Raw genomic sequence first — 19,132 nt, 5'->3', positions numbered from 1 at the left:
TTAGTAAAATTAACCGGGTGTGTAACCCTCGCGATAACTCGGAGAGCCCCGCGAAGGTTTCAATAAGGCTTAGGCTTGCTCCTGTTGAGCATAGTCTCCAGACTATGCTCGGGCGTTATCCGGTCTCTGACCGGTCAGAGATGGCAACAGCCACTCAGCAGATAACAACCACACTGGCAGCTTTAAAAACACTACCTTAATCAGCACCTAAGCCTTCGTAAATAGAATTTTATCCGCTAAATAGCGTCGCCACTTTCGGGCACACTATCTGACACGATGGAGACCAGACCAATTGCTCAGTCAATACCTACCCAGGCCCCGTTGCCAAGACGTATTGCCTCGATCGACGTTTTCCGAGCCCTGACGATGCTTCTAATGATCTTCGTCAACGACTTATGGACACTATCGGGCATTCCGGCCTGGCTTGAACATTCGCGGGCGAATCAGGACTTTTTAGGCTTTGCCGACATAATTTTTCCGTGCTTCCTGTTCATTTTGGGCATGTCAATTCCGTTCGCCGTTCGTCAGCGAATAGCCAAAGGAGAATCCACGGGGCAGATCATTCAGCACATTGTTATTCGCTCCGTTGCGCTGTTGATCATGGGCGTTTTCACGGTTAATGTTCCCGAGTTGAACGCGGCAGCCACGGGGATGAGCACCGAGTGGTTTCAGATGCTGATGGTACTGGGCTTTTTTCTAATCTGGAATGTTTACCCCAAACGTGACGGGGCCAGGCAATGGCTTTTCAGAGGACTGCAACTCATCGGCGTCGGCTTGTTGCTTTATTTAGCCATTACGTTCAGAGGGGGTGCCAACGACAACGTAGTACGAATGGCACCTCAGTGGTGGGGAATTTTGGGCCTGATTGGCTGGACGTACCTCACGTGCGCCATCATCTACCTGTTCACGTACAAACGGCCAGCTTTGCTTGTCGTTTCCTGGGTAGTTTTTACGCTTATCAACATTGCCGGACATGCGGGGTGGCTCCGTCAACTCTGGCCCGGCGGCCCTCACGACTGGATATTGGGCAATGGTGCTTTCCACGCGTTCACATCGGCGGGGATACTAGCGACCCTCTGGCTCGACCGTCTTTATAACACCCAACAAGCAGGATCGCTCCCGTTGCGTTTTGCCAGCATGGGTACGCTGCTTCTACTGGGCGGTTCGGTACTCAGACAGTACTTTATCATCTCGAAAATTCAGGCAACGCCAACCTGGGTATTCATCTGTACTGGTATAGCCTTTATGAGCTATGCCATCGTCTATTACCTGGTTGATCTGAAAGAGAAAGCAAGCTGGTTCAGGCTTATAAAACCAGCCGGAACCAGCACATTGACCTGTTATTTGATTCCTTATGTCTACTACAGCGTGGCCGATTTGTCGGGCGTTTCGTTACCCAAATCGTTGACGTTCGGAGTTGTTGGCCTGCTTAAATCCTTACTGTTCGCTTTTCTGGTGATAGGCATCACCGCCCTTCTGGGTCGGCTGAAGATTAAGCTAAAAATTTAGGTGTGATGTAGCCTGGACCGCACGGGCGCCCCCGCGCTGGTCCTAGTAGCCGCAGGCTAATGGGGTAGTTGGTATTCCCTCTACAATTTAGCCTACGGCTACCAGGACATGGCCGTCCAAGCTACAACCGGCCGGGCTACATTCTTACTTAATCACAACCTTTGCCACTACGGGTTGATGGTCGGATGGGTAGCGCTGCTGGTTGGCATCGGTCAGCACGGCGTATGTTAGTACGTCGATGCCTTTGCTCACGAAGATGTAATCAATGCGATTTTGCATGGGCGCGTCGAACTTGAAGCTGTTGAAGGTCCCAACGGGGCCATAGGGTGGCGTGGCCGTAACGCGGTAAGCGTCGTTCAGGAGCGTTTGCATGGTCTGAACCTGCTCCGTTTCGGGCGTCGAGTTTAAGTCGCCCACGCAGATCACAGGTTCGTTCTTCGCGATCTCTTTAATTTTTTGTACCATCAGCTTACCCGATTGCCGACGCGCTTCAACGCCCTGGTGGTCAAAGTGTACACTGAAAAAGTAAAACTCCTTGTTGGTGGTCTGATCGTTGAATTTAGCCCACGAGCAAATACGGTTGCAGCAGGTAGCGTCCCATCCTTTACCCGGCTTGTCGGGCGTTTCGCTCAACCAGAAATCGCCGGATTGCAGCAGTTTGAAGCGGTCTTTCTTGTAGAAAATGGCCGAGTGCTCACCGGCTTCTTTACCATCGTCGCGACCTTTTCCGATGCGGGCAAACTCCGGCATCTCACTCAAATCGTTCATTTGGTCGATTAGCCCCTCCTGCGTCCCGAAGATGTCGAACTCATGATACCGAATCAGGCCCTTCACGTTCTCTTTCCGGTTTGGCCAGGCATTGGGTCCGTCGTTGGGATTGTTGTACCGGATGTTATACGTAGCGACGCGAATGGGTGTCAATTTCTGAGCGAATGTTTTGGGAGTTATTAACGCGCACACAAGCAAGACTATGCCAAGGATTTTCATCGAGGATTTGTTTGTTAACGTTTACAATAATAGAACGCAGATGTTTATGATTCTTATGATCACAAACATCTGCGTTCGTTTTAACGAATCAATTACCAGCCTGGGTTCTGGCCAAGCTTAGGGTTCACCTGCCGGTCGGCTTCGGGAATCGGATACAGATAATGCTTCTCGTCCCACTTTCTGGGGATGTTGCTGAGCCAGGTTAATTCGCCAGAGGTATCGTTCTTGAGCCGTTGCGGGTTGGGTACACCGTTGACCGTTTCGGCCACGTTGATATACGTAACCCCTGGCAACTGTGTGGCCGGTCTGACTTTATAGAAAACCACGTCGTTTTTGCCATCTTCATTCAGGTCAAGCGGTTTGTCGAGCGCTGGCACGTAAAAGCCGTTCCACTCCTGCTCCATCAACTGGCCCCGGTTCCAACGCACAATGTCGTAGAAGCGAAAGCCTTCCAGCACTAATTCAATCCCGCGCTCGCGTCTGATTTCCAACAGGGCCGGGTCTGATATAGTCGGGAAGTAGTTGGTCTGTAAGTACGTATCCACCACCGTTGGTTTAGCAGACAATCCGCCCGTAATGCCGGCCCGTTTGCGAAGGGCACCAACCGTTTTTGCCCAGTCTTCGTTGGTTAAAGTGCCCAGCTCAGCTTTAGCTTCTGCGTAATTCAGGAGAATTTCGGCGTATCGCATGACCGAGATGGAGTTTTCGTTCCGACTTCCGCCATCGGGATACGTATCATCGACGGTCCACTTGATGGGCTGGTAGCCGGTATAGGTATACGAAAATACCGGAGGAGCCGGTTCGGGTGTACCGCCATTGATACGCTTATAATCGCCCATTCGGATGGTTTGCTGCAGGCGTCGGTCACGGCCTTTTACCTCCTCCATGAACGTCATGGTTTGGTAGCCCGGTTTGGCTGTAAAAGGAGTTCCGTCGATGGTTAAATAGGTATTAACGAAGGTTCTGGTCAGGCTCACCCGAGCCCCGTAAGTAGCGCTGGTCCACCACCAGTTGGCATCGTTGAATACGCTCAACGCCGGATCAACAACGGCCGAGAGCATGATTTCGGACCCGACCGGCGTTTTGCTGATAAACAACTGCCGATAGGATGCGGTCGGCCCACCGGCTTCATTCAGGGTAAAGCCTGATTCTTTTATAACCTTGTCGGCCGCGTTTACGGCTTCGGTGAGCCACTTGGCAGCCGTACTTTCCAGCTTATAACTGGTGTGGTATTTCCGGAACGTCCCTTCGAATAAACAGATCCTTGACTTTAGTCCGTAGGCAATCGACTTGGTAATCAACGACCGCGAATTGTCGGTCGTTGTCCGGATGTTCTGCGTGGCGTAATCCAGATCGGCCAGCACCGAATCCATTACGAGCGTACGTGGATCGCGCGTGTTGTACAGGGCCGAGTCGCCAACGGGTAGCGTCTTGTTAATCCAGGGCACATCCCCAAACCGCTTTACTTTATCGTAGTAGAACCAGGCCCGGAAGAATCGGGCCAGTCCGGTGTAGTGCCGCCGGGCTTCGGGCGTTACGTTGGGACTCGTGTTGTTTTCAATAAAGTAGTTGATGTTCCGCAGGGCCCGCCAATCCCAGCCTGAGCTTTGCCGCGAACTAAAAGCGCCTTCTCTCAGGAAGTCCGGCACCTGCGTTCTGGCTGCGTAATCGGCCATTTCATCCGAACGGATAATGTTATTAGCCGTTGGTAAAATGCTGAAGTCCGGACTAGTCAATACATCATAAAACGAATTGGCGTACAGTTCAAGTCCTCGTTCACTGCTGAATACTGCCGTCTTGGTTGCCGTGGCTTCGGGCACCTGGTCCAGCTCGCTGCATCCGGCAGCGAAAAGTAAGCTAAACCCGAGTAACCACGCGTATGTTGATTTATTGGTTTTCATAAGTAAAGTCAATGAGGTTAGAATGTGACCGATAGTCCAGCGGTGAAGCTTTTCAGGATTGGGTAGTTATTGCCGTTACCACTACTGTTACTATTGGGGTCATTGCTATTGGGTGGGCTGATAACGGCATCCGACCGGCCGGTGCTCTCTACGTCCAGGTCTTTGGTGAGTTTATAGAGCGGTGACCAGGCCCAGAGGTTTTCGCCCGACAGATACACCCGCGCGTTGGTCATGCCAATCTTTTGAATAAACCGCGTTGGCAGAATGTACCCAATCTGGATGTTCTTCATCCGCACATACGCAATGTTCTGGAGGTATTTGGTCTGGGTTTGGTAAAGCTCTCCAGAGCTATTCTGCGCGGTATACCCCCGGTAGCGGGGCAAATACGCATCCGGGTTTTCTTCTGACCAGATGTTGCCGAGTTGCCAGGTTGGGATTCGGTTGTAAGGTCGGTTGTACTGCCCCCAGAACGTACCGGCTTCGGAACCCGGCCACCAATCCTGCTTGCCCACGCCCTGGAAGAAGGTCGAGAAGAAAAAGTTATTCCAGTCGGCGCTCAGGTTGATGCCGTACGAATACCGTGGCGTCGAGTTGCCGATAATCATCCGATCACCCGGATTGCCGACCGTATTATCGCCGTTGTTGATGACGCCATCGCCGTTCAGGTCTCTGAATTTGATGTCGCCGGGTAACAACTGCCCTGTGTTCGATGCTTTGATTAACGTTTGCTTGGGTGATTTCGCGATTTCGTCGGCCGAGGTGAAGAACCCATCGGTTACGTAGCCCCAGATCTCGCCCACTTTCTGACCAGCGTAGTAATCGGTTAATCGTTGTGTCGGGTTGTTATACTTGTCAATGGTAGCCTGATAATCAGATACGTTCAGTCGAATTTCGTAGCCCAGCGGCTTGGACCCAACGTTGAATTTATCGCGCCAGGATACCGTAGCCTCCCAACCTTTAGTGGTTAAGTCAGCGTAGTTCCCTTTCGGTACGTCGGTGCCGAATACGGCAGGCTGGGTCAGGCCGACGGTGAACATGTCGGTCGTTTTCCGGATATACGCATCCCCGACCAACGTCAACCGATTGGCAAACAACGACAGGTCAATACCCAGGTTCTGCGTCGTCGACGTTTCCCAGGTCAGACCGTCGGGCAATACGTTTGGCTGGCCGGTTCGCTGCGGGCGTACGCCGTTCAACACCCGACCTGACTGAGCGATCGAGAACTGCTCCTGGAAGGCATAGGAATCTATGCTACCGTTGCCCAGCGAGCCATAGGACGCTCTGATTTTCAGCTCCGAAATAACATTAGGCGATACTTTCCAGAACGACTCGTTTGATAGTCGCCAGCCCGCCGACACTGACGGGAAGAACGCGTACCGCTGGCTGGCCGGAAACTTGGACGACCCATCATAGCGGCCATTAAATTCAATCAGATACTTGTCCTTAAATGTGTAGTCGAATCGGTAAAAGCCACCCAGGATGGCCCATTTCTCCCAGCCACCGTTTGTGGTAATCGACTGGCCCAGAGCCAGGCTAATGTCCTGAGCATCTTCGAAGATGAGTCCATTCCGCAGCACCTGTAATCTTTTAAAGGTCGACTGCTCATAGTTAAATCCAACCAACCCTTTCACGTAATGATTATTTCCGAACCGATTTTCGTACTCGCTGTACAGGTTCGTAGCGATGTATTGGGTGGTCCGGTTCGTGTTCTGAACATCGTTGGTGTTGGTTCCAACGTATTCAATCACGCCCGGTTTGCGGCTGTACGGCACCGGCACCCGAATACGGTCTTCGTCGTTATCCGTATTTTGAAACGTGAAATCGCCCTTTACCCGAAACTTATCGTTGAAAAACTGGGTAGCAAACCCAGCCGTGTTACGGAATACCCGGCGGGTCATGTCGATGCCATTTTTACCATACCAGAAATCTCCAACCGTATAAGCCGCCGAATACGTCAGCGTACCGTCGGGGTTGAACATGGGGGCCATGTTATGCCCTTCGTCGGCAATGTTCCGCCAGATGCCCCCCCCTTCGCCCACGTTGAGCGGGTTATGGTACGTCAGCGACGAGTAATCGGCATTGTTGGTAATCTTCAGCCAGGGAAACACCTGAATGGAACCCTTCGCCCGCAAGCTTAAAATCTTATAATCGTCGGAATTGTACCGGAATAAGCCCTCCTGACCAAAATAGCGACCCGTCACGTAGAAATCGGCTTTACCGCTGCTGCCCGAAAACGACAGGTTGTGCTCCGTAGCGCTTAGGCTTTTCTTATACAGCTCTTTGTACCAGTCGGTACTTTCGTAATACACGTATTCACCGTTGGCGCCCACTTCGGTCCTGGGTAAGCTGGGGTCCTGCGACCGTCGCTCAAACTCGGCTAAGTAGGCGGGCGAGAAACGCACCGTTTTATTTACATTCTGCGGAGTCTGCGAATAGTCGTTCCAGGCCGTCCAGGATTCGTTGAACATCTTGGCGAACAGGTAACCATCGGTGACCAGATCCGGAACCGTCGTTGGACTCTTAATCGACTGGTTAAGCGAGTACGTAACACTCGTGCGGTCTTTGGTCGGATTCTTGGTGGTGATCAGCACCACGCCAAAGGCACCCCGGGCTCCGTAGATAGCGGCCGACGCGGCATCTTTCAGGACCGACACCGTGGCGACGTCGTTGGGGTTGAGTCGGCTGGGATCGCCTTCTACCCCATCGATCAGTACGAGTGCATTACCGCCCTGCCCAATAGACGTTGTGCCCCGGATGTTGTAAGCGGGGGACTGAATGGGCTTTCCATCCAGCGGCCGGAGGTTCAAGTTTGGGATAACCCCCTGCAAACCCTGGGTGAGGTTAGGCAGCGACCGGTTTTCGAGTACTTCGCTCGTCACCTGATCAACCGCGCCGGTCAGGTTAATTTTCTTTTGCGTACCATACCCGACGACGACGACTTCGTCCAGCGCTTTGGCACCGGCCTGCAGCGTAATATCCAGTTGCCCCCGGTTACCCACTTTGACTTCCTGCGGCACGTAGCCCACAAAGCTGAACACCAATACCGCATCGGCATTTGGCACAACGATTTCGTACGTTCCTTTTGCATCGGTTGTTGCGCCCCGTTGGGTGCCTTTCACGACCACGCTTACGCCCGGCAGCGGTTCTTTGTTATCCGACGCCAGCACCGTTCCTTTTACGGTAATGTCTTTGGGAACGTTGTTCTTGTGAAGCAGTACGGTCGGTGTCCCGCTTCCGTAACTGACGTTAGTCGCCGGGAGCGTTAGCGCACACGGCAGTATGCCCATGAACAGCGCTTTTGGCCAGTATCCCAGCTTATTACGTATTGTTTTTTTCATGATATGGGTTGTATGATGGTTGGTAAAATGAAACAATAAGGCACCGTGGTCAGCGTAAAACGTGACCTGGGCATTAGCGATAAAAAATAGGGAGACAGCTAGGCGATTGTGCTGGAGTACGCCCGTTTTCTGTTTACACCGGAGAGAATAGAGAGTATCATCTTTTTCATAACGGCTCGATTAAAATCGGGTTAAACGATTCGCAAAGGTATTGACAAACGAGCCCCCGCTCTTTTGATGGAGAGTTATAAAATTGTTATCCCTATGTTTCCGAGTTGTTAAGTCGAGCTGGCAGATTGAGCAAGAGCAGTAAAGCGACAACAGGCGCTAGCTTAGTAAATAATGTAGGAAACACCCCTTGTCAGAACGCCGATACAATGAACATCTTAGCCTTTTTCTGCACCGCCACGAATGAGTTGTTTGCGGTAGTGGTTAAGGGGATGGTGGCTCGTGTTATACTACTCATTTTGTAATATATTAGCCTTGGGTTTAGCTATAATGAGTTTCAGAACCCCTACTGGAAAGAATAACAATCGTAACTGATTCCAAACCGTTTAAACTTGTACTTTTCACTTTTGTATAAGTCAACAAAATGAAAAAAGCCTATGCTTCATTACGTGGCTACTGGACCGACCTCGTCCAATTATTGTCTACTCACACAATTGCGAATCAGCGAGTGAATAGTCAATCGAGGGCTATTGATCCAGCGGAAAAACTTGTCAGTAAAGTTTATTATAGCATTCCTGGCATGGGAGTCTTCAGCGCTTACATTGATAAAGGACGGATTATAAAAAATTATGATAAAAGGCCTTTATCTTGAAGCTGAACCTTTGCACTCGGCTTTATTTCGGGGAGTATGATCTACAAAACAGCCCTAATAGATTTACTGACCATGAAGTTCTGTCTTCTGTTTAATCTATGTATAGTAATACATTATCGTTGAAACCAGTCGAGACCACTTCAAAACTTCTTACATCACCAGCTGCCTTTCAGCTACAGAGGTTTGCGGCAAATAGATCGTAAACGTTGATCCTTGATTGGGCTGGCTGTGGGCCGTGATAAAACCATGATGATTCTCGACTATTTTTTTACAAATCGCTAAGCCCATGCCCGTTCCGCTGTAATGCTGCCGGTTGTGCAATCGCTGGAACATTTGGAAGATGCGGTCGGCAAATGCCTGCTCGAAACCAATACCATTATCACTAATCGAAATCTCGTAGAACGAATCTCCCGCAAGCTCTAAGGGTAGGTCAATAACTTCGGTACGTAGAACAACTCGACAGTCAATTCGAATCACAGGCGGCACATCCGGGCGAATGAACTTCAGTGCGTTTGACAGCAGATTTTGTAATAGTTGACGTAGTTGCAGCGCGTCACCTTGGATAATGGGTAGGTGCGTCAGTTCCAGCGTTACCCCTTTCTGTTGGATCGTAACTTCCAGGTCCGAGAGAACGCCCGTTAAAATCTGGTTCAGGTCCTGCGGTTCAAGCACCCGCTCTTTGGTGGTCAGACGCGAATAGGCCAGCAAATCCCGGATCAGGGTATCCATCCGGGCTGCAGTAGTTTGTATACGTTCCAGCAGGCTTATGCCGTTCGGCCCTAGTTGGCTTGCGTAGTTAGAGGCCAGCAATTCGCCCAGTGAACGCACTTTTCGCAATGGCTCCTGTAAATCATGGGAGGCTACGTAGGCAAACTGTTGCAGATGCTCATTGGATTGACTAAGCGCGGCATTTTTTTCTTCTAGCTTTCGCTGGTACTGCCGCAGCGCCGTTACGTCGGTGGTAATGATCAGGACACCATTTCGGAACGGAGAAATATCGTAATCGTAAACTAAGTTCAGGTCGGGGTACTCAACCTGCCGATGAACCGCCTGCCGGTTTTTAACAACGTCCACCATGCTGGCGAAAACGACCTTCTCGCGGCTCTCCGGCAGAAGGTCCAGCATCGTATGCGTCATTAGGTCGTCGTAGGTAAACGTCAGGCCAACCAGCCGCGGAAACAGGCTTAAGGTGGCCGGGTTAGCCAGGGCAACGCGGAAGTCAGTAATGTCGCCGTCTGTTTCAATGGCGTCAAACACCAGGATACTGCTCGACGAACTATTTAGAACACCGGTTATTAGTTCAGCTTGCCGCTCCAGATCCAGCTGAGCTAGTTTGATAGCCGTGATGTCCATGAAGGTAACGATGATGCCATCTTCAAAGGGCATTACGGAAATATCATACCAGACACTACCGACCTCATTCGACCAGTTGAACCGTTGCGGCCGGGCCGTTTGCGCCACAGCTGCGTACCGCTCAAAGAGGCCATTGGTCATCTGGTGCGGCATAAGCACTGACAACAACTTACCTTCAACGGCCAGATGAGAAGTCCCTAGTGTTTCCACTAAGGTCGCATTGATCATGGAGATAGTAAAGTCAGCTACCTGCCCCATCGGATTATCGACCCGTTTTAACCAGGCGATTCCGGTTAAGGAGTTGTCCAGAACGGTTTGTAGCAAGTGTGCTTCGCGTTGCTGAGCCAGTTCTGCTTCTTTGCGGGCGGTAACATCCAGCGACGTGAGAACAAAGCCATTCCCATGCCGTACGGCCGTACAATCGAACAACATTTGTTTACCCTCAAGCGGATGCGGATACGACACTTCAAACTGATCGCTGTGCCCCGTTTCTACGACAGCAGCATATCGATCAAAGAGTCCATCCACTTTAAGATACGGGTACAATTCCAGCATCCGTCGGCCAACTGTCGACTCTAACGGCCGGAATGCCCGATAGGCCGGTAGTTCGTTACCCGTACTAATGATAAAATCAATAATTAGGCCCGTTTCGTCGCGGACGGCTTCGTAGTACCGAACGGCAGCCGGAGAGCTCTTCATGACACTTTCGAGCAAAGATGCCGTCTTTTGTCCCAGGGTAACATCCTGAAAAGAAACCAGTAAGCCATCTTTATACTTCACTACGTAAACATCCAGCCAGATGTCCTGAGGGGGCAGATACAAAAGCTGATGATGCGAGTTTCCCGTCGTAACAACCTGTACGTAGTGTTGAAACAACTCAAACGTTTTCATGTCCTGATAGCGTTCGCTGATCGGACGAGCCAGAATATCCTCCCGGCTTTGACGCGATATTTCGGCCCCGATTTGGTTGCAGAGTGTGGCCTGGAAATCAATAATCTCTTCCTGCTCGTTACGTATCGCCCGGAATATAATCAGGCCGATAGGCATTGTTTCCAGAACTTCTTCCAGAAAATCGCTACGTTCGGGTAAGTGATTGATTACCTCTATTGAAAGCACCAGTAGCTGATTATCAACGTTAACCAGCTGGCAATCATAAATGGGGAATACGCCCGTAGCCGGAAAAGGATGAATGAGTTGAAAACGAGCGGCTATGTCCTGGTTGAGCGCCTGCTCAAGCTGTTGAACAAGATAAGGCGAGTTAAACGGAACGGGTAATTGGTCAACATAAGCGCCAATCAATGGAGTTGGAAACTCATCCGCCAGTTTTAGAACACTGGCATTGGCCTGCTTTATCCGAAACGTTGGGACCGGGATCTGCACCTGCTCAAAAACCAAAATAGCGTTCTTGGACAAATGAAGTAGCGTATCAGCAAGGGTACTACCTTGTGCAGATTGAGAATTCACAACGTTCATGGAGTATCGCAAAAAGCAGCCTGAAATGGCACTACCAAACCAAACTAACCTCAAAGTAAGCAAATAATTATGGGAAGATATACAACTACTTATTTATTATTTCTTGGATAAGCTAGTATAGCGGATAATACTTACAATGGCGATAATTTATTCAACTCTGAATAAATAGCCAAATTTCCTTTATATCAATTGGTAATCAGCAGCGTACTGCGAAGTTTTGTTAAGTAATAATTGTAGCAGGCTGAACTTAGTGCGAAAACAGGTCCAGCCTGCCTAGCTTCTATACATCCTTCATAAGTCCACGGCGACGTAACAACGGCTTAATGTCGGGTTCGCCCCCCGGAAGTTTTTGTACAGCTTCTGGGGTTCGTAGGTACCTCCCGCTTTCGTCTGGGTGATTATTGGTAAGACTGATCAATACCGGGATAGATAAAGCTAGTGATTTGGCAGCACCCCTTCAGGGCTTTATCTTTGCGTAAAATTCCTTAAGAGTACACAGATCAACGTTCCGTCCTGTCAGCATTCTTTAGTTTGTTTTTCTGGGGAATTAGGCCGCTTACCCGGTCTTTCTCAACGTTTTAACCAGTAGCGTTACATGATTCTTATTGTTGATGACAGACCAGAGAATATTCTTCCGTTGAAAAAGATTCTGGAGCTGCATCGCTTTTCCGTTGACACGGCCGAATCGGGCGAAGAAGCCCTCAAAAAGGTACTCCAAACGACTTACTCGGTCATCATTCTTGATGTGCAGATGCCCGGCATGGATGGCTTTGAAGTGGCCAATGCTATTGCGGGATTTAGCAAAACCAAAGACACATCCATCATCTTTCTGTCGGCGGTCAACACCGAGAAGAAATTCATTACGCAGGGGTACACATCCGGTGGTGTCGATTATTTGACTAAGCCCGTTGACCCCGACATTCTGGCACTGAAAGTAAGAACCCTGCACCGGCTCTATGAGCAGCAGCGCGAGTTGAGGGCGACTCAGGACTCGTTGCGCAAGGAAATTGAGGTGCGGAAGCAGGCGCAGGAAGCCCTCGCCGAACGCATGCAGGAGTTACAGACGGTGTTGGCCTCTTTACCGCAAATGGCCTTTATCGTAGCGCCAGACGGCCGCATTGAATACGTAAACGAGCATTGGTTCCGTTATGCGTCAAACGCAGCGGCTTTTCCGGACACCCATTCGGACGACGCGTTTCATATCGACTGGAAACAGGCGCTGGGTCAGGGCGTAGAATTCACAAAAGAGGTACGACTGAAAGAACTGGCTACCGGCGATCACCGCTATCACTTACTGCGTGTTGTGCCCGTCAGGCAACAGGGGGGCTCGGGACGCTGGATAGGTACCTTCACGGATATTGATCCGCAAAAACGGGTTGCCGAACTCCTAGAGCAACAAGTAGCGCTCAGAACCAGCGAACTACTGTCAAAAAACGCCGAGCTGGAACGTACCAATCATGAGTTGCAACAGTTCACCTGGGTGGTATCGCACGATCTGAAAGAGCCCCTGCGCAAAATTCAGCTCCTGAACGATACCATCAAGGAGAAATACCTCAAAGACAATCCCGAAGCGGTTAGTTACCTCGACCGATCCATTCGATCGTCGGCCCGCATGTCGCGCCTGATTAACGACCTGCTGGCCTATTCGCAATTGTCGGCCCCCGAGTCATTTCACCCTACCGACATGAATGCTTTGCTGGATGAATTGCTGCTGGATTTTGACGATATGCTGCAACAAACGAAAGCGGTCATCACAGTCGGTCCGATTCCCATCATCGACACGATTCCGACCCGTATGCGGCAGGTTTTTCAAAACCTGATCAGCAACGCGCTCAAATTTGCCAAACAAGACCAGCCGCCAGTCATCACCATCAGCGCCGAGCGGGTTGCCACAAAGGCGATTGATGCACCGGCTTCTCCAACGGGTGATTTCTGCCGCATCGTCGTACGCGATAATGGCATTGGCTTCGACGAGCGGTTTCTGAGCCGGATTTTCGTCATTTTTCAGCGCCTGCATAACCGCACCAGCTACGAAGGTACCGGCATTGGCTTAGCGATCGCCAAAAAGAATATGGACAAGCATAACGGCCTGATTTCGGCCACCAGTCGCGAGGGCGAAGGAGCCAGCTTCATTTTAGTGCTGCCCATTGTGCAGCCTGACTAAGGGCACTGCCATTCGGTACCGATTAACAGCGTAATCCGCCTTGAATCAAGTATGCTGATAACCGGCTTTGCGTTTATCTCTCATATGTTACTGACCGTTAGAAGGTTTTTAAACTAACCCTATGCCACCAGCAACAACATCAAATTCGGTGATCCAGCAGTTGAAGCTTGTTTTTTCGCTATCCACGCTTCTGCTGCTCATCAGCCTGGTTGCTTCATTTTACAGCATCCAGAAGCTAATCAGCAATTCTCAACTGGTTAATCATACCAATCAGGTATTGATTGAAGCGGAGAATATCATCTCGTACATGAAGGACGCCGAAACAGGGCAGCGCGGCTACCTGGTTACGCTCAACCCTGTTTTTCTGGAGCCGTACACGGGTAGTTATGAGAAGGTAACGAACAGCTACAACCAGCTTGTTGCCTTAACAACCGACAATCCGGCTCAGCAAAAAAACATGGCCAACGTTAAACGGCTGTATGAGTCTAAGTTTACTCAGATGCGACGCAGTATCGCCCTGAACGAACAAAACAATGCGTTTTCTCTCAATACGGTCGAGCAATACCAGGCCTTGCTGAAGGGGAAGCAAACGATGGATGCCCTTCGGATTGTGGTTAACCGGATTAAAACATCGGAAGAAAATCTGCTCAAAAGCCGGATTAATCAGCAGCAGATTTACATTACCTACACGCCGTATCTGCTGGTAATTACGGCCATTATTTCGATGTTGATTACTGCCTTTGCCTATGGCCGTATTAAAAACGACCTCGATGAGCGCATTGCCGCTCAACAGCTGGCCGAAGAACAATATACCCAAACAACCAAACGCATTGCGGTGCTGGAAGACATCACGCAGGAGATTGCCGAAGGGAATTATGCTGTCAGGAGCGACGATGATCGGGGCGACGACCTGAGCCGCATCGGCAAAGCGATGAACACGATGGCCGACTCGCTCGAACAGACGTTTACGGATCTCAAAAGCAGAACTTGGTTGCAAACGGGAGCCGTTCAGGTGAGTGCTGCCATTCGGGGCGAAAAAGATGTGAATACGTTAGGGACCAACCTGATCAACACCGTAGCAAACTATCTGGAGGCTCCCTTGGGCACGGTTTATCTGATTGATAACGGTACGCAGTTCAAACGAGTGGGTAGCTTCGCGGCCCAGCAGGCTCCGCTAAGCATTAAGGCCGGCGAAGGCTTAGTCGGCCAGGCCATCGAACGTAAAAAAACTATGGTTATCAACGACCTGCCTCATGACTACATGCGTGTGAGTTCGTCGTTGGGCGAAGCCCGGCCTACGTCGCTGCTCATTGTGCCTTTGCTGTACGGAGACCTTTGTCTGGGTGCCATCGAGCTGGGGCTGCTTCGCCAGCCCGATCCGCTAGTCGTTGAATTTCTAGAAGCCAACCAGGAGCCGATTGCCATTGGCGTTAATGCCGCGCTTGACTACGTCAGATTGCAGAACTTTCTGGAGGAGACCCAAGCCCAGGCCGAAGAGCTACAAACCCAGCAGAGCGAGCTTGAGAACCTCAACGCCGAGCTTGAGATGCAGGCCCAAAAACTACAGGCGTCGGAAGAAGAGTTACGCGTTCAGCAGGAAGAGTTGCAGCAAACCAACACAGAACTAGAAGAACGGGGGGTGCTTCTGGAAGAGAAAAATAGTGAAATTCAGAAAAAGGCCGATGAGCTGGAGTTAACGACCCGCTACAAGTCAGAGTTTCTGGCCAACATGTCGCATGAGCTTCGGACTCCACTCAACTCGATCTTGCTACTGAGCCGCTTGCTGGCCGAGAATACCGAGAAAAACCTGACCGGCGATCAGGTCGAATACGCCCAGGTGATTCAAACGTCCGGCAATGGCTTGCTCGGGCTGATCGACGAGATCCTGGATTTGTCCAAGATCGAAGCCGGTCAGATGAAGCTCGATTTTCAGTCGGTGTCGCTCGATACGATTACCAACGAGCTGCAGGCCCTGTTCGGTCTTGTGGCCCGCGACAAAGGACTAGACTTTTCGATAACCGTAGCGCCCGACGTACCACCAATGCTGGAGACTGATCCGATGCGGCTGGGGCAGGTCCTCAAAAACTTAATCTCTAACGCGCTCAAGTTTACGGCCACGGGCAGCGTAGCCCTGACGATAAAACGGCAGGAGTCTCAACCAAACATACTCTGCTTCGTGGTGAAAGACACCGGTATTGGTATTCCCACCGAAAAGCAGCACCTCATCTTTGAAGCCTTCCAGCAAGCCGACGGCTCGACCAAGCGTAAATACGGCGGAACAGGCCTCGGGCTATCCATCAGCCGCGAACTGGCCAAGTTACTAGGCGGAGAGATTAGCCTCGTCAGTCAGGTTAACCAGGGTAGCGAGTTCACGGTCTATCTCCCCCTCTCCCACCTGTCTGACGCATCGTCAATACCCCTTGCCAAACCGGCAGAAGCCCCTAAACCAGCTCCTCAGGAGAAGCCCTACGAAGCGGTTGTCACCGATAAGTACAAGTATATCAGTACGGTTATTCCCGAAAGTATCCCCGACGACCGGGCCAGTATTACGGAGCAGGATAAAACTATTCTGATCATTGAAGACGACGTGAGTTTTGCCAAATCGCTACTGGAATACGCTCGCAAGAAAGGCTACAAAGGCATCGTATCCGTCAGGGGCGATGAGGGCCTGAAACTGGCGGGTATCTATAAACCAATCGGTATTCTGCTCGATATTCAGCTGCCCATCATGAGCGGCTGGGACGTCATGGATGCTTTAAAGGCTGATCCGCAGACCCGCCCGATTCCCGTGCACATTATGTCGTCGCACAAGCTGAAAAATGAAAGTCTCCTGAAAGGAGCCATTGATTTTGTGGACAAACCGATGGCATTTGAACAAATGCAGGAAGTGTTCAAGAAAATAGAATACGTCTTGAACCGTAATCCCAAAAAAGTGCTGATCGTGGAGGATAACCCCAAACACGCGAAAGCGCTGGCTTACTTCCTGGAGACCTTCAATATTACGTCGGAGTTAAAGAGTAGTATCAGTGAAGGCATCGATGCATTGAAGCGTAAAGAGGTCGACTGTGTTATTCTGGACATGGGCATTCCAAACGAAAAAGCGTATGAAACCCTGGAAGAAGCCAAGAAAAATCCGGGACTGGAAAACCTGCCGATCATCATCTTCACGGGCAAGAGCCTGTCCCTGGCCGAAGAGTTACGGATTAAAAAATACGCCGACTCCATCATAGTCAAAACGGCGCATTCGTACCAGCGGATGCTCGACGAGGTGTCGCTCTTTCTGCATTTAGTTGAAGAAAACAAGGAGTCCGCAGCGGCTCCTGTTGTACCTAAAAAGCTAGGAGCCCTGAACCAGGTCTTAAACAACAAAACAGTGCTGGTCGCCGACGACGACGTGCGAAACATATTTTCTCTGTCGAAAGCGCTCGAACAGTATAACATGAAGGTCGTGACCGCACTGGACGGCAAAGACGCGCTGCAAAAACTAGACGAGAACCCAACGATAGACGTCGTCTTACTCGACATGATGATGCCGCAAATGGATGGCTACGAAACGGCCCGGAAGATTCGGGAAAACTACCGCTGGAAAAACGTACCGGTCATTGCCGTTACGGCCAAAGCCATGACCGGCGACCGCGAAAAGTGCATTCAGGCCGGAGCCTCTGATTACATCACCAAACCGGTGGACATTGATCAGCTGCTTTCGCTACTGCGCGTATGGCTCTATGAACGATAGTACGGTTTACGGTAAGAGCCTGAGCCGTGCCCGATATACCGTAAACCGAATTTTACCTCAAACACGATGACTATGAAACGGGTATTAATCATTGACGATGATGCGCGAAATATTTTTGCCTTAAGGGCAACGTTGCGGGCCAAGTCATTCGACTGCATGGCGTGTAGCAGCGCTCAGGAAGCTCTGGACCTGCTGAAGACGAATGAAGTTGTCGACGCGATCCTGATTGACATGATGATGCCCGAAATGGATGGCTACGAAGCCATTCCGCGCATTAAGAATCTACCAAACCGAAGCGACACGCCTATTTTCTCGGTGACGGCACAGGCCATGGTTGGCGACCGGGAAAAATGCCTGCGCGCCGGGGCCACTGACTACATCGCGAAACCAGTCGATGTCGATCGGTTGATGCAGCTTCTATCACAGATTTAATAGATTATTATGATTGACGAGGACGAGCTTGATTTGCTCTTAACCGACTTACTGACCGTACATGGGTATGACTTTACCCATTACTCCCGCGCGTCTATAAAGCGTCGCGTGAATCGGCAGTGGGTGCTGGATAAGTTTCCAAGCTTTGCCGAATTGCGGTATCGGGTCAGGTCCGACACCAGTTATCTTAAGCGCTTTGTAGAGGGGCTCACGGTAAACGTTACAGAGATGTTTCGCGACCCCCTGTTCTATAAAGCCCTGCGGACAGACGTACTCAGCTCTTTAACGGCCAAACCGTTTATTCGGATCTGGCATGCCGGATGCTCAACGGGCGAAGAGGTGTTTTCTATGGCCATTCTGCTCAAGGAAGCCGGGCTGCTTCACAAATCGCTATTGTATGCTACGGACCTGAATCCGGAGGTACTCGAAACGGCCCGCAAAGGCATTTATGGGCTGGGGATTATGAAACAGTATTCGGAGAACTACATATTGTCCGGTGGCACCCGCGATTTTTCAGACTATTACACCGCTCAGTACGGCCACGTTAAGTTTAGCGACGAATTCACCGAGAAAATGGTGTTTTCGACCCACAACCTCGTATCGGATCGTTCGTTCAATGAGTTTGATTTGATCCTTTGCCGCAACGTACTGATCTATTTCGATAAAATATTACAGGACCATGTGCTTCGGTTATTCGACGATAGTTTAAGCCCGCTCGGCTATCTGGCATTAGGGTCGAAAGAAACCCTGAAATTTTCCGGCATTCAATCGAAGTTTAAACAACTGGCCAGCGAAAAAATATGGCGCAAAATAAGCTAATTAGCGACTGTAAAGCCGTTCTTATTGGCGGTTCAACGGGTAGCATTGATGTCTTACTGAAACTGCTGCCAGCCTTACAGCCTCCGCTACCTTTTGCAATTATCATTGTGCTACACCGAAAGAACACTGCCGATTCTACGTTGGCGGGTCTGTTCTCCCTGAAAACAACCATCCCGCTCAAAGAAGTAGACGATAAAGACCCCATCATCCCTGGTACCATCTACCTGGCTCCTGCGGATTACCATCTGTTGATCGAAAAAAATGAGGTGTTTTCACTCGATGATTCGGAGAAAGTGAACTACAGCCGCCCCTCCATTGACGTAACGTTTGACTCTGCGGCTGATGTGTATGGGCCTTCGCTGGTTGCTGTTTTGTTATCCGGTGCTAATGCTGATGGTATTAAGGGGTTGATAGCCATTAAAAAGGCGGGGGGAGTCATCGTAGCGCAGGACCCGGCAACGGCCCATGTTGGCTTTATGCCCCAACAGGCTATTGATAATACGCCCATCGACTTTATCCTCGATGTGACGGCACTGACCGCATTTATCAACACCATAAACCAGCCTTCTGGTTACTAAAAAGTCAAGGGTGGTCAGGAGT

Annotated in this window: 10 protein-coding genes; 6 read left to right on the top strand and 4 right to left on the bottom strand. The window is 50.5% G+C overall.

Annotated features, from left to right (window positions below):
• The first annotated feature begins 276 nt into the window (after window positions 1–276).
• Entirely contained in the window at window positions 277–1,509 is a 1,233-nt protein-coding gene (locus ACFSUS_RS09310) for a DUF5009 domain-containing protein (protein WP_381521824.1), read from the top strand.
• A gap of 144 nt (window positions 1,510–1,653) precedes the next feature.
• Here the strand turns inward: ACFSUS_RS09310 and ACFSUS_RS09305 are convergent, their stop codons facing one another.
• From ACFSUS_RS09305 to ACFSUS_RS09290, 4 genes are all read right to left on the bottom strand, one after another.
• The gene (locus tag ACFSUS_RS09305; protein WP_381521822.1) at window positions 1,654–2,496 is read right to left on the bottom strand and encodes an endonuclease/exonuclease/phosphatase family protein; all 843 of its coding nucleotides are present in this window, start codon (window positions 2,494–2,496) and stop codon (window positions 1,654–1,656) included.
• 92 nt (window positions 2,497–2,588) lie between these two features.
• Complete coding sequence (locus ACFSUS_RS09300) at window positions 2,589–4,397, bottom strand: RagB/SusD family nutrient uptake outer membrane protein (protein WP_381521821.1); 1,809 nt, start codon at window positions 4,395–4,397, stop codon at window positions 2,589–2,591.
• A 17-nt stretch (window positions 4,398–4,414) separates the two neighbouring features.
• Entirely contained in the window at window positions 4,415–7,735 is a 3,321-nt protein-coding gene (locus ACFSUS_RS09295) for a SusC/RagA family TonB-linked outer membrane protein (RefSeq protein ID WP_381521819.1), read from the bottom strand.
• 970 nt (window positions 7,736–8,705) lie between these two features.
• Window positions 8,706–11,381, bottom strand: coding sequence for a PAS domain-containing sensor histidine kinase (locus ACFSUS_RS09290; protein ID WP_381521817.1), 2,676 nt, complete (start codon window positions 11,379–11,381; stop codon window positions 8,706–8,708).
• 595 nt (window positions 11,382–11,976) lie between these two features.
• Between ACFSUS_RS09290 and ACFSUS_RS09285 the strand changes: the two genes are divergently transcribed.
• The 5 genes from ACFSUS_RS09285 to ACFSUS_RS09265 all read left to right on the top strand — a co-directional run bounded on the left by ACFSUS_RS09285 (window position 11,977) and on the right by ACFSUS_RS09265 (window position 19,110).
• A complete protein-coding gene (locus tag ACFSUS_RS09285) occupies window positions 11,977–13,545 on the top strand; it encodes a hybrid sensor histidine kinase/response regulator (protein WP_381521815.1) in 1,569 nt (522 codons plus the stop codon).
• A gap of 121 nt (window positions 13,546–13,666) precedes the next feature.
• Entirely contained in the window at window positions 13,667–17,281 is a 3,615-nt protein-coding gene (locus tag ACFSUS_RS09280; protein WP_381521813.1) for a response regulator, read from the top strand.
• 66 nt (window positions 17,282–17,347) lie between these two features.
• Window positions 17,348–17,713, top strand: coding sequence for a response regulator (locus ACFSUS_RS09275; protein WP_381521810.1), 366 nt, complete (start codon window positions 17,348–17,350; stop codon window positions 17,711–17,713).
• A gap of 9 nt (window positions 17,714–17,722) precedes the next feature.
• The gene (locus tag ACFSUS_RS09270; RefSeq protein ID WP_381521808.1) at window positions 17,723–18,532 is read left to right on the top strand and encodes a CheR family methyltransferase; all 810 of its coding nucleotides are present in this window, start codon (window positions 17,723–17,725) and stop codon (window positions 18,530–18,532) included.
• Window positions 18,514–19,110 (top strand): chemotaxis protein CheB, encoded by a 597-nt coding sequence (locus ACFSUS_RS09265; RefSeq protein WP_381521806.1) that lies wholly within the window; start codon window positions 18,514–18,516, stop codon window positions 19,108–19,110. The genes ACFSUS_RS09270 and ACFSUS_RS09265 overlap by 19 nt, the downstream gene beginning before the upstream one ends.
• The last annotated feature ends 22 nt before the right edge of the window (window positions 19,111–19,132 follow it).

Origin of the sequence: Spirosoma soli (assembly GCF_042684525.1) — a bacterium.
Lineage (GTDB): Bacteria > Bacteroidota > Bacteroidia > Cytophagales > Spirosomataceae > Spirosoma > Spirosoma soli.
This window is presented reverse-complemented; position numbering and strand designations above follow the sequence as displayed.

Bases quoted from the DNA above. Each gene is read 5' to 3' on its own strand.
- ACFSUS_RS09310 (WP_381521824.1), top strand. From the start codon at position 277: ATGGAGACCAGACCAATTGCTCAGTCAATACCTACCCAGGCCCCGTTG.
- ACFSUS_RS09305 (WP_381521822.1), bottom strand. From the start codon at position 2,496: ATGAAAATCCTTGGCATAGTCTTGCTTGTGTGCGCGTTAATAACTCCC.
- ACFSUS_RS09300 (WP_381521821.1), bottom strand. From the start codon at position 4,397: ATGAAAACCAATAAATCAACATACGCGTGGTTACTCGGGTTTAGCTTA.
- ACFSUS_RS09295 (WP_381521819.1), bottom strand. From the start codon at position 7,735: ATGAAAAAAACAATACGTAATAAGCTGGGATACTGGCCAAAAGCGCTG.
- ACFSUS_RS09290 (WP_381521817.1), bottom strand. From the start codon at position 11,381: ATGAACGTTGTGAATTCTCAATCTGCACAAGGTAGTACCCTTGCTGAT.
- ACFSUS_RS09285 (WP_381521815.1), top strand. From the start codon at position 11,977: ATGATTCTTATTGTTGATGACAGACCAGAGAATATTCTTCCGTTGAAA.
- ACFSUS_RS09280 (WP_381521813.1), top strand. From the start codon at position 13,667: ATGCCACCAGCAACAACATCAAATTCGGTGATCCAGCAGTTGAAGCTT.
- ACFSUS_RS09275 (WP_381521810.1), top strand. From the start codon at position 17,348: ATGACTATGAAACGGGTATTAATCATTGACGATGATGCGCGAAATATT.
- ACFSUS_RS09270 (WP_381521808.1), top strand. From the start codon at position 17,723: ATGATTGACGAGGACGAGCTTGATTTGCTCTTAACCGACTTACTGACC.
- ACFSUS_RS09265 (WP_381521806.1), top strand. From the start codon at position 18,514: ATGGCGCAAAATAAGCTAATTAGCGACTGTAAAGCCGTTCTTATTGGC.